Genomic DNA, 12,995 nt, shown 5'->3' with positions numbered 1-12,995 from the left:
TAGAGCACAACACATAATCCTTCCAAGGGGGAAGCTATCTATGAAGAAAAAGTGGTATCCTGCAGTGCTTTCTGTCTTATTAGCAGGTACGATGCTGGCTGGTTGTGGGAGTGGTGGAAGTAATGAATCGCAGGGCAGTGCAAATGGAGAACCAGCAAAGGAGAAAATAAAGCTTACGATGTGGGGGGCAGTTCCTGCAGAAGCCGGGCCTCAAGCTGTAGTTGATAACTGGAATAAAGATCATCCAGATATTCAAGTCGAGTATATCCGTAATGTAAATGACGATGCAGGCAACTTAAAGCTGGACACTGCTTTGATGACCAATCAAAACATAGACCTTTTCATGAACTACGATCTTGCTCATTTACAGAAACGTATGGATGCAGGCGTTGCCTTGGATCTAAGCACGAAAACAGATTATGATATCGACAGCCAGATCGGTGAGGACGCAGCGATGTGGAAAATCAATGATAAATACTATGGGATTCCTACAAAGAAAAACATGGCGTTTGTATGGTTGAACAAAGATATGCTGGATGCAGCAGGATTACCGATTCCTGCGGTGGACTGGACTTGGTCAGATCTTGAGGAGTATGCGAAGAAGCTAACGAAACCTGGTGTGTACGGATTATTGCAGGCAGATTCCTCCTTCGCAACAACGATGGACGGTACGCTTGCTGGAATGGGTGTGAAACAGGCGGATGGTACTTCAAACTTTGGAAATGATCTCTGGAAACAGCAACTGGAAATATTGCATAACATGATGTTCGTGGACAAATCCACACCGGAATATGGGGAGCAGCTGACCAGTAAAATGCCGGTTGACACCATGTTCCTGCAAGGCAAAGCGGCAATGCTGGCAGCAGGTGAGTTTATTTTCCGCAATGCGAACAACTTGAAGGACTATCCGCATGATTTCAAAACCGCGTTCGCCGCTATTCCAAAAGTGAATAAAGATCAAAAGGATTATAAATATTCGGGCGGTGTGGGCGACATGCTTGCTCTTAATGCAAAGTCCAAGAACCTGGATGCGGCTTGGGAGTTCGCAAAATGGTATGCGGATGGCGGTATGCTGCCAATGGCAAGCGGGGGGCGTATTCCAGCCTCTAAGAGTGTGGACAGTAAGGAAGCGATGAGCCTTCTCTTGAATGGTGTAGAAGACAAATATGATACAGATTCAATGAATAATATTGTATTCGGCAAATTCCCATCCTTCCAGCTAAATGTACCTCAACAAGCCATTGATGCACGTAAAGAAGAGTATGAAAAATACTTCTTAAATAAGCAAGATATTGATACCACGATGAAAAATATGCAAACCCGTTCGCAAGAGTTAATGAAATAAAGAAATAGCTGGCACAAAAGAGAAGGAGGAAGAATTCTTCGTTCTTCTCTTTCGTGTACCCATTTTTCAGCATACGAAAGGCGGCGATACCGTGAAGCGGAGAAGCTGGATGGACAGACAAGGCTGGATCGGCATGACTTTTATTCTCCCGAATATGATTGGTATTCTCTTATTCTTTGTGATTCCTGCAATCTTTTCCTTTGTCCTGATGTTTACGAATTATCAATTTTCAAATCCGAATTGGCAATTTACCGGGCTGGATAATCTCAAACGGTTGTTCCATGACGATAATTTCTATGCCTCGATCAAATATACGGTGATATTCCTGATATCGGTTCCAGTATCGATGGTGCTCGCTTTTATTGTGGCGCTATTTCTAAACCGCAGTGTGTATCTTAAAGGATTATTGCGTGGAATGTTTTTCCTGCCGTATATCTCTAGTGGAGTAGCCGTTGCATTTGTCTGGATGCTGCTATTTCAGCCTTCACAGGGACCCATCAATGAACTGCTTCGCTGGATTGGCATAACATCGCCGCCAGGGTGGTTTGCGGATACGGAAACCGCAATGTATGCCATTGATATCGTACAGATCTGGCTGATGCTTGGCTACAATATGATCATATATTTAGCAGCACTACAGGAAATTTCGACAGAACAGCTGGAAGCTGCCCGGATCGATGGTGCAAGCACATTCAAAACAACATGGAAAATTGTATGGCCTCTTGTTAGTCCAACAACTTTTTTATTAATGATTACCGGATTAATTATGACGATGAAATCGTTCTCGATTATTCAAGCCATTACGGCTGGAGGACCTAGCGGAAGTACGACGGTCTTATCACTATTCGTTTATAAAACAGCATTCAGTTATTACGATATGGGATACGCTTCAGTCATTTCATGGTTCTTGTTCGCCGTCATTCTCGTCATTACAGTCATTCAGTGGATCGGCCAAAAGCGCTGGGTTCATTACTAAATAACCCTACAAAGTGGTGCTTTGCGGGACCCCGAAACCATAAATTAAAGGAGCAGGCGGTATGAATGAAAAAGCAGGAAACATGAAGGTGAAGCTGCCAGTAACGATCATCATGTTTGTTCTAGGACTATTTATGATTGTGCCTTTTCTATGGATGCTCAGTACATCTTTTCAGACACCTGCCGAGGTGTTTAACGAATGGCTGCCTTCATCTCTCAACTGGAGCAATCATATTCGGGTGTGGACAGGAAGTTATGATTTTGTTCCGTATTATTTAAATTCACTTAAGATATCGATTATTGGAACTGCGGGAGCTGTGTTTCTATCTGCCCTTGCCGCTTACGGATTTTCACGTACTTCGTTTAAAGGGCGGGATGGCCTATTTGTCATATATCTATCCATGATGATGGTTCCACCGCAGGTGCTTTTTGTTCCTAAGTTTATCATGTTTAACTGGGTTGGGATTTACAATACGCATTTGGCCCTAATCCTTCCAGCCATGTTCTCGATCTTCGGTGTATTTATGCTTCGGCAGTTCTTTATGGGCATTCCTAAGGAAATTACGGAATCTGCTTTTCTGGATGGAGCCGGTCATTACAAAATATTTTTCCGCTTAATTCTGCCATTAGCGAAGCCGGCAATCGCTACGTTTGCTATTCTTGATTTCTCCTGGCAATGGAATGATTATGAGAATGCGCTTGTATTTTTGCAGAGCCCTAAGCTATATACCATTCCGCTTGGATTGCAGAATTTTATTCTTGAGAACAATGTGGATTACAACGGGATGATGGCCGCTTCGTCGGCTGCGATCATTCCAATGATTGTTATCTTCTTCATAGGTCAGAAATATATTATTCAAGGAATTTCTAGCTCGGCTGTGAAAGGCTAACTATAGGAGGGATACTGACATGAGAACAGAAACGGTTAAATCCGATGTGACAGTGGTCGGGGGTGGACTTGCAGGGATGAACGCGGCGATTGCTGCAGCACGTCTTGGGTTAAAGGTAGCACTGGTACAGAATCGTCCTGTACTTGGTGGTAACTCGAGTTCAGAGGTTCGGGTATGGGTATGCGGTGCAACAGGACATGGTGTAAATCGCTATGCACGTGAGACAGGCATTATGGGTGAGCTGTTCATCGAGAATCAATACCGGAACCCGGAAGGGAATCCATATCTATGGGATCTAACCTTGCTCGAAGCGGTGAAGGCAGAATCGAATATCAGCTTGTTCCTAAATACCGATGTACGTGAAGTGGAAGCGGAAGGTGAGGCAGAGGAGCGTACGATTCAGAGTGTGACCGGCTGGATGATGGGATCTGAGCGTTTAATCACGTTCGAGAGCGATGCTTTCATCGATTGTACGGGTGATGGTTTAGTGGGCTTCCTAGCAGGAGCGGATTTCCGATTAGGACGTGAAGCCCGTCATGAATTTAATGAGGAATGGGCACCAGAAGTGCCTGATAATATTACATTAGGCAGTACATTATTATTCTATACACAGGATACTGGAAAACCGGTACGTTATGTTGCACCCTCATTCGCGAAGGATATTACAACAACGTCTATCCCGATCCGCCGGGTCATTCGGAGTGGGGATTCAGGCTGTCACTACTGGTGGATTGAGTGGGGCGGCGAGCTTGATACGGTGGATGAGAATGAACGTATACGTGATGAACTATCCTCTGTTATTTATGGGATTTGGGATTATATCAAAAACTCAGGCCATTTTGATGCCGAGAATATGACGCTTGAGTGGGTTGGCTCGATTCCGGGTAAACGTGAATACAGACGATTTATTGGCGATACGATTCTAACGCAAAATGATATTCTCGCGCAGCGTGAATTTGCAGACCGTATTGGATTTGGTGGCTGGTCGATTGATCTACATCCCCCACAGGGGATGTACGCACAAGAGAGTGGCTCCAAGCATCTGCATGCGGACGGGATCTACCATATTCCATTTGGTTCGCTATATTCGAAGAATGTGCGGAATTTATTCTTCGCGGGTCGTAATATCAGTGCATCTCATGTGGCTTTTGGAACAACACGTGTTATGGCAACCTGTGCGATCATGGGTGAAGCAGCTGGAGCAGGTGCAGCTTTATCCGTCATCAAAGGTGTGACCCCACGTGAAATTCGCGAGCAGCATATGCATGAATTGCAACAGGTGATGTTAAAGCAAGATGCTTCGATTATTGGATTACGTAACGAAGATCCACTGGACCTCGCCAGAAAAAGCGAGATTCATGCATCCAGCACGTTGAATGGTATCCTGCTGGATCGTCCAGCCGAAGCTTATGAGCTTTCTCATGATGTAGGGATTTTGTTTCCGGTTGAAGGAAGTATCCGTGGGTTAAGGCTGCTTGTGTCAGCAAGTATTCAGACGCAGCTGACCGTGGAGATCTGGACGACTGGACGCGCGGAAAATTACGTGCCGGCGGAGTGCAAACAGGTTGATGTTATAACAGTACAGGCTGGAGAGCAGCAATGGATTGAAGTACCGATACAAGAGGAGAAATGTAGTCTTATCGGTGAATGTAATATCTTCGCTATTATTCGAGCTAATGAACACCTTCAATTGCATATTTCAGAAACCCCAATCACTGGTGTCATTACATTTGAGCGAGGTGCTAAATCCGTTGTTGATTCAGCGCTGGAGGATCATCAGCCAGATCAGCCGGTGATAGAGTGGAGCATGAAACAACTTGTACGCAGGCATTTCTGCTTTGCAGTAGAAACATCGGCATATGCTGCATCTAAAGTCATTGATGGGTATGTTCGACCTTTCGCGGGACCACATAGCTGGGTTTCTGAGCCGATGACCGCGGGTAGATCGGAGTGGGTAGAGGCGCGTCTCCCGGATGCTGCTCCAGTCTCCGAAATCCATTTCACCTTTAATGATGATGTCAATGAAGATCTCATCAACTTACATCACCATGAAACGCCATTTCTAGTGATTCCTGAACTGGTAAAGAACTATGATGTAGAGCTGCTCATTGATGGCGCGTGGCAAGTCATGCTCCGTGTCAAAGATAACCATCGCCGGAAGAATGTTCATCGATTAGAGAAGCCTGTCCTTACAGATGCTGTCCGGATCGTTATTCATGAAACTAACGGTGGAGTACATGCCGAACTTGTGGAAATGCGGATTTATCAAGAAGCAACGGCTTTGCCGTCCTTATAGGGACGGTATCCGTTTCTGCGGGAAATACAAAATATATAGGATAACGTAAAACTTATACTTTCTTATATTATAAAATAGAGTTCATTTATAAATGAACGCCCTCGGAGGGAAGCCGTCAGGCTTCCCTTTTCTTGTTTTTTAGATTACACTATTCAAACGATATTTTTATATAAAGGAGACAGCTAATGACAACGAAGACTAATGGCCGTCCCCCTGAGGCTGTATACATTCATATCCCTTTTTGTACCAATAAGTGCTTTTATTGTGATTTTAATTCCTATGTTCTCAAGGATCAGCCAGTTATGGATTATCTCGAAGCTTTGGATCGGGAGATGGAGCAGACCGTCAAGAACACCCCTCCGGGTGTTATCAAAACGATCTTCGTCGGCGGAGGCACACCCACTGTTTTAAAACCTGATGAAATGGCTTATTTCTTAAAGTCTGTTCGCACGCATTTCCCCAACTGGGATAAAGATATTGAATTCTCTATGGAAGCTAACCCTGGAACAACGGATCTGGACAAGCTGACGGTTATGAAAGAAGGCGGCGTGAACCGGGTGAGTTTTGGTGTTCAAGCATTTCAGAACGAGCTGCTCACAGGTATCGGCCGGATTCATAATGTAGATGATGTATACCGGAGCCTAGAGAATGCACGTGCAGTTGGACTAAATAATCTTTCGGTTGACCTGATGTTTGGGCTGCCTAATCAAACTGTTGAGATGTTGGGCGAAAGTATCCGCAAGGCGTTGGAGCTGGATCTACCCCACTATTCTATTTACAGCTTGAAGGTGGAGGAGAATACTCTTTTTCACACGCTGTTTAATAAGAACAAGCTTCCTCTTCCTAATGAAGAAGATGAATTGCAAATGTACCTCCTGTTGATGTCCTCTATGAAGGAAGCGGGTTACAATCAATACGAGATCAGTAACTTCGCGAAACCAGGAATGGAGAGCCGCCATAATATCACCTACTGGCGTAATGAAGATTATTATGGTCTAGGAGCAGGAGCACATGGATATGTGGGGCGTCAGCGGCATATTAATGTTAAGGGCGTAAATCCATATGTAGAAGCCACACGTAAAGGGCTGCCACGACTGGATGCATACCCAATCTCAGAAGCAGAAGCGATGGAAGACTTTATGATGGTCGGCTTGCGTATGCATGAGGGCGTCTCTAATGAAGCTTTTCAGGCGCAATTCGGGCGTTCAATAGAGGAAGTATTCGAGAAATCCTTGCATAAAATGCTGCATGCAGGGCTGTTGGAACAAGAAGCAGGGGTTTACCGACTCAGCAAGCAAGGAATCTTGTTTGGGAACGATGTTTTTGCTGAATTTGTAGGCGCCCTGACAGAAGTTTAATTTTAAAATACCCCTTGAATTGTAATTCACTCTGTTGTATATTTATTCATATTATCAACAGAGGGGTGAACCAAAGTGCTTGCCAAGACGGAAATGATTCGCCATTCGTCTCCAGCGGGAGACGCACAGGTGATTTGTAGAAATGCTGTGGTAGAAGACGTTGAGCCATTGTATCTAATGATAGAAGAGTATGCCCAGCGCGGCATCATGTTGCCCCGTTCCCGGCAGGCGCTGACACGCCAGATCGATCAATTCGTAGTTGCCGAAATCGAAGGCAGATTCGTAGGCTGTGGTTCACTTTTCAAGCTCGGGAATGATCTCGTAGAGATTCGTTCAATTGGATTGAATGATGAAGGCAAGGGTAAAGGCGTAGGCTCCATGATATTGGCGAAGCTGGTCGAGGAAGCTAGGAACCAGAAAATCCCAAAGGTAATGGCACTAACCTATGCTGTTGATTTTTTTCTTAGAAATGGATTTGAAGTCGTCCAGAAAGAGATTTTCCCTGAAAAAGTATGGACAGATTGCGTGAATTGTAAAAAGCAGCATGCCTGCGATGAAATAGCAGTGCTTAAGATACTGAACTGACTTGACAATGTCAATGTCAGTTTGGTATTTTTGTATTAGTGGTTAGCACTCATCTGAGTCGAGTGCTAACGAATCGGAGCCACAGCCGATAGGAGGGAATAACATGTTAACTGATCGCCAGAGAATGATACTAAATGCAATTGTGGATGATTATATTTCATCGGCAGAGCCAGTAGGATCTCGCAGCATTTCTAAACGGGGAGATGTAGGATACAGTCCGGCTACGATTCGAAATGAAATGGCTGACCTGGAGGATTTAGGTTATCTCGAGCAGCCTCATACATCGGCGGGAAGAATTCCTTCCCATAAAGGATACCGATATTATGTGGATCATTTGGTACCGTGGAATTCCGCCGAAACGGCAGAAATGGGCACGATCCGCGCTTTTTTTGCCGAGAAGCTAAATGCAATGGAGCAGGTAATCCAACATGCGGCGATGATTCTTTCCAATATGACGAATTATACTTCCATCCTGCTGGGACCGGAGGTTTTTCATACTTCATTGCGTCATTTTCAGTTGTTACCATTAGATGATACAACCGCTGTGGCCATTATCGTCACAAGTACGGGGCAAGTTGAGAATCGTACGGTGAACATTCCGCCGGAGATTTCTGTTTCCGAGATGGAGAAAGTGGTTAACCTACTGAATAGTAAACTGGTCAATGTACCACTCTATAAGCTGAAGACTCGGCTCTATTCCGAGCTTGGCGAAGAAATGCAGCGTCACATCTCACATTATGAAGAATTAATGCAGGTGCTGGACACCGCGCTGGAAAGCGATCAAGAGCAGCGCATCTATCTCAGCGGAGCAACGAATATGCTGACACAGCCTGAGTTCAAAGACGTAGACAAGGTGAAGAGTATTCTTGATCTGCTGGAAGAGACACCGACACTGCTCAAAATGCTGGCCCCTACAGTGGGTGGCACAGGTATTCAAGTACGAATAGGAACAGAAAACAATCACGAAGCGTTCGCTAACTGTAGTCTGATCACCGCCACTTATTCACTTGATGGGCAGGCACTAGGAAGCATTGGGATCCTTGGGCCGACCCGTATGGAATATGCAAGAGTGATGGGGATCTTGGGCATTTTATCCCGAGATTTGACAGCGATGCTGGCGCACTGGTATAAGTGAACAGAGTCAACATGATTTCGTGAATGATTTTAAGGAGGTGAAGACAACTTGAAAAAGGAACAAGTTCAAGATTCTAATGAATTCAAAGAGGAATTGATCAATGAGGAGCCTGTGGCTGAAGTAGTCTCAGATGCCGACTCATTTACAGCTGAAAACGTTAGTGAAGGTGCTTCAGATACAGGTGCTGAGGTGAAACGCCTACAGGATCTTGCTGATGAATATCAAGGTCGTGCATTGCGTGCACAAGCTGATTTTGATAACTTCCGTCGTCGTACCCAGAAGGAAAAAGAAGAGTTGGCTCAATATGCTACCTCCAAGCTCCTGACGGAATTGCTTTCCGTGCTGGACAATTTCGAGCGTGCGTTAGTCACTACTCCAGCTAATCCTGAATCCGAAGCTTTCGCGAAGGGCGTTAATATGATTTTCCGTCAGCTGGATGGGGTATTGAAGGCTGAGGGGCTTACAGCTATGGAAACAGTAGGACAGCCTTTTAATCCTGAATACCATCAGGCTATTATGCAGGTTGAGAGCGAGGAGTACGAAGAGGGTATCGTTACAGAAGAGGTTCAAAAGGGATATCTTCTGAAAGATAGAGTTCTTCGTCCGGCCATGGTCAAAGTCAGCATGTAGTCTGTCTATATAGGACGGGCAGTTTCTGCTCGCCATAAAGCAGCAGTGCGTTTGCCTACTATTTATCCGATTGCAGGCTGTTGCCCGGATAGTTTATTATCAATCGAATTTTTTTAATATTTTTATAAATTTATTGAGCTTAGGCTCCATATAACTTTAGAGGAGGCAAATTATTGTGAGTAAAGTTATCGGTATTGACTTAGGAACCACGAACTCTTGCGTTGCCGTTATGGAAGGCGGCGAAGCCGTAGTAATTCCAAATCCAGAAGGCGCGCGTACAACCCCTTCGGTTGTAGGCTTTAAGAAAGACGGCGAGCGTATCGTCGGTGAAACGGCTAAACGCCAAGCGATTACTAACCCTGATCGTACGATCAGCTCTGTTAAACGTCACATGGGTACTAACCACAAAGAAAGCATTGATGGTAAAGACTACTCCCCACAAGAAATTTCGGCAATGATTCTGCAAAAGCTGAAATCCGATGCAGAGGCTTATCTTGGCCAAACTGTTACTCAAGCAGTTATCACTGTTCCTGCTTATTTTAATGACAGCCAACGTCAAGCTACCAAAGATGCAGGTAAAATTGCAGGTTTGGAAGTTCTGCGTATTGTGAACGAGCCAACAGCAGCAGCTTTGGCATATGGTCTGGAGAAATCCGAAGATCAAACCATTCTAGTCTATGACCTTGGTGGCGGTACTTTTGACGTATCCATCCTTGAACTTGGTGATGGCTTTTTCGAAGTAAAAGCTACAAGCGGCGACAACAAGCTGGGTGGCGACGACTTTGACCAAGTGGTTATGGATTACCTGGTATCCGAATTCAAAAAAGAGCAAGGCATTGATCTGAGCAAAGATAAATCTGCTGTACAACGTTTGAAAGATGCAGCTGAAAAAGCGAAAAAAGAATTGTCAGGCGTACTGACAACAACTGTATCGCTTCCGTTCATCACTGTGGTTGACGGCGTACCTCAGCACTTAGAGATCAACTTGACTCGTGCGAAATTTGATGAACTGACTGCTGGTCTGGTAGAACGTACATTGGGACCAACTCGTCAAGCATTGTCTGATGCTGGCATGACCCCTGCAGACCTTACTAGAATCGTTCTGGTTGGTGGTTCTACACGTATCCCAGCTGTACAAGATGCTATCAAAAAGCTTACTGGCAAAGAACCACACAAAGGTGTGAATCCGGATGAAGTAGTAGCTCTTGGTGCTGCTGTTCAAGCGGGTGTATTGACTGGTGATGTTAAAGACGTTGTATTGCTTGACGTAACTCCGCTTTCCCTGGGTATCGAAACTGCAGGTGGCGTGTTCACGAAGATGATCGAGCGTAATACTACGATTCCTACAAGCAAATCCCAAGTATTCTCAACCTTTGCTGACAACCAACCTAGCGTAGAGATTCACGTGCTGCAAGGTGAGCGTCAAATGGCAAATGGCAACAAGACACTGGGACGCTTCATGCTGAACGAGATTCCACCAGCACCACGTGGCGTGCCACAAATCGAAGTTTCTTTCGATATTGATGCCAATGGTATCGTAAATGTATCTGCAACAGATAAAGGCACGAACAAGAGCCAAAAAATCACTATCACTTCTTCCAGCGGCCTGAGCGACGCAGAAGTAGAACAAATGATGAAGGATGCCGAGCTTCACGCTGAGGAAGACCGTAAGCGTAAAGAACTGGTGGAAGCGAAGAACGGTGCTGACCAACTCGTGTATTCTACTGAAAAAGTAATTAAAGACCTTGGCGATAAAGCTGATGCTTCTGATGTTGAAAAAGCAAATGAAGCTAAAGATAAAGTTAAAGCAGCACTTGAAACTGACAATCTTGAAGAAATCAATGCAGCTACAGAAGCATTGACTGAGATTGTACAACAGTTGTCCATGAAGCTGTACGAACAAGCTGCTCAAGCTGAGCAAGGTGCTGAAGGTGGCGATGGAGCCGCTGAAGGCGCTCCTAAAAAAGATAATGTAGTTGACGCTGACTATGAGGTTGTTGACGAAGATAAGAATCAAGGGTAACCTTATACGATAAGTGTAATAGGAAACTGATAAATTCTTATATAGTTAAGAAGGGAAGGTCAAAACCGGGTCATCCCGTGTTTTGACTTTCCTTTTGTAATATCAGATTGCACACTCTTTGCGAATGCGCCTTCTGATATTGTAAGAATAAACATCGCTGAATCTGGATGGTCAGATCCTGAGGTTTTATCGTATAATGGTTTGTTTGACAGATAATAAGGAATTTGAGTATGTATGCACGGAGGTGAAAGCAGTGGCAGATAAACGCGATTATTATGAAGTGCTTGGCCTTAGTAGAGATGCTTCAGACGATGAGGTGAAAAAAGCGTACCGGAAATTGGCGCGCCAATATCACCCAGACGTGAATAAAGCAGATGATGCTGAAGCTAAGTTTAAGGAAGTAAAAGAAGCTTATGATGTTCTTAGTGATGGACAACAGCGAGCTAGATATGACCAATATGGCCATATTGACCCTAACCAAGGTATGGGCGGCTTCGGAGGCGGCGGTGGTGGCGACTTCGGAGGGCTTGGCGATATCTTTGATATGTTCTTTGGAGGCGGCGGACGCCGTGATCCTAACGCACCGCAGCGCGGTGGGGATTTGCAGTATACCATGACCATTGAATTCAAGGAAGCGGTATTCGGCAAAGAAACCGATATTACTATTCCACGTACAGAAACTTGCGATACCTGCTACGGCTCCGGGGCTAAACCGGGCACTAAACCAGAGACTTGTTCCGTATGTCATGGTAGTGGACAACAGGAATTCGTACAGAATACACCGCTTGGACAGATGCGTAATCGTCGTCCTTGTTCACATTGCAGTGGTACAGGTAAGATTATTAAGGAAAAATGTACGACTTGCGCCGGACAGGGTAAGGTTAAAAAGCAACGCAAGATCCATGTGCGTATCCCGGCCGGTGTTGATGACGGTGCACAGCTGCGCATGACTGGCGAAGGCGAAGGCGGCTTACGCGGCGGTCCTGCTGGAGACTTGTATATTGTTATCCGTGTTAAATCGCATGATTTCTTCGTGCGTGAGAACGATGATATTATGTGCGAGGTTCCGCTTACGTTTGCACAGGCAGCACTTGGTGATGAGATTGAAATTCCAACCTTAACCGAAAAAGTGAAGCTGAAGATTCCTGCCGGAACGCAAACAGGCACTTTCTTCCGCCTCAAAGGTAAAGGTGTTCCACGTCTGCGCGGATCTGGCCAAGGTGATCAGCATGTACGGGTAATTGTTGTGACACCTAGCAAGCTCAATGAAGAGCAAAAAGAATTGCTACGCCAGTTCGCTTCTCTGAACGGAGAAAACACACATGAGCACGAGCAGTCCTTCTTTGATCGTGTGAAACGTGCGTTTCGCGGGGACTGATATCCTAACTCATTCATTCAGTAAATGAATAGAAAAAGACAGCAGAGCAGCGATCCTCCCGTTATTGGGGGATCGCTGCTCTGCGTTTTTGTTTAGCATGAGATTATGGCAGGGCCATTTAACTAACCTCATGCAATTCTTTGGATGAGCTGTGATGCTGGAACCTGCGGAATTCTGCGTGTTTGGCTAACTCGGCCAATCCCGTAACCCCGGTAAACCTGGTAACGCCGGTAAATTTGGTAACCCCGGTGACCCCGGTGACCCCGACAAGCCCGGCAACCCCGGCAACCCCGGCAACCGCGAACCGCGAACCGCGAACCGCGAACCGCGAACCGCGAACCGCGAACCGCGAACCGCGAACCGCGAACCGCGAACCGCGA

General features: G+C 45.5%; 10 protein-coding genes. All 10 read left to right on the top strand.

All coding sequences use genetic code 11. The features are described from left to right. Window positions 1-40 precede the first annotated feature (40 nt). Entirely contained in the window at window positions 41-1,345 is a 1,305-nt protein-coding gene (locus NST40_RS24235) for an extracellular solute-binding protein (protein ID WP_076141557.1), read from the top strand. Window positions 1,346-1,436: 91 nt separating this feature from the next. After that, entirely contained in the window at window positions 1,437-2,321 is an 885-nt protein-coding gene (locus NST40_RS24230) for a sugar ABC transporter permease (protein WP_249267723.1), read from the top strand. Window positions 2,322-2,382: 61 nt separating this feature from the next. Then, window positions 2,383-3,210: a carbohydrate ABC transporter permease gene (locus NST40_RS24225; protein ID WP_076129699.1), complete on the top strand. Its 828-nt coding sequence runs from the start codon at window positions 2,383-2,385 to the stop codon at window positions 3,208-3,210. Between the two features lie 19 nt (window positions 3,211-3,229). Next, a complete protein-coding gene (locus NST40_RS24220; RefSeq protein ID WP_340392636.1) occupies window positions 3,230-5,506 on the top strand; it encodes an FAD-dependent oxidoreductase in 2,277 nt (758 codons plus the stop codon). 185 nt (window positions 5,507-5,691) lie between these two features. Beyond that, window positions 5,692-6,864 (top strand): radical SAM family heme chaperone HemW, encoded by a 1,173-nt coding sequence (gene hemW, locus NST40_RS24215; RefSeq protein WP_076105910.1) that lies wholly within the window; start codon window positions 5,692-5,694, stop codon window positions 6,862-6,864. A gap of 93 nt (window positions 6,865-6,957) precedes the next feature. Continuing rightward, entirely contained in the window at window positions 6,958-7,449 is a 492-nt protein-coding gene (locus tag NST40_RS24210; RefSeq protein ID WP_051490987.1) for an N-acetyltransferase, read from the top strand. 103 nt (window positions 7,450-7,552) lie between these two features. After that, on the top strand, window positions 7,553-8,584 hold the full coding sequence (gene hrcA / locus NST40_RS24205) for a heat-inducible transcriptional repressor HrcA (RefSeq protein ID WP_036677493.1): 1,032 nt from the start codon (window positions 7,553-7,555) through the stop codon (window positions 8,582-8,584). Between the two features lie 48 nt (window positions 8,585-8,632). After that, the gene (gene grpE, locus NST40_RS24200) at window positions 8,633-9,214 is read left to right on the top strand and encodes a nucleotide exchange factor GrpE (protein WP_036677491.1); all 582 of its coding nucleotides are present in this window, start codon (window positions 8,633-8,635) and stop codon (window positions 9,212-9,214) included. A 175-nt stretch (window positions 9,215-9,389) separates the two neighbouring features. After that, complete coding sequence (dnaK, locus tag NST40_RS24195) at window positions 9,390-11,237, top strand: molecular chaperone DnaK (RefSeq protein WP_076220088.1); 1,848 nt, start codon at window positions 9,390-9,392, stop codon at window positions 11,235-11,237. Window positions 11,238-11,490: 253 nt separating this feature from the next. Then, window positions 11,491-12,615 carry a molecular chaperone DnaJ gene (dnaJ, locus tag NST40_RS24190; protein WP_036677487.1) on the top strand — a complete coding sequence of 375 codons (1,125 nt, stop codon included), beginning with the start codon at window positions 11,491-11,493 and terminating at the stop codon, window positions 12,613-12,615. Window positions 12,616-12,995: the final 380 nt, after the last annotated feature.

The organism is Paenibacillus sp. FSL R10-2778 (genome assembly GCF_038593035.1).
Taxonomy (GTDB): Bacteria; Bacillota; Bacilli; order Paenibacillales; family Paenibacillaceae; genus Paenibacillus_AQ; species Paenibacillus_AQ odorifer.
This window is presented reverse-complemented; position numbering and strand designations above follow the sequence as displayed.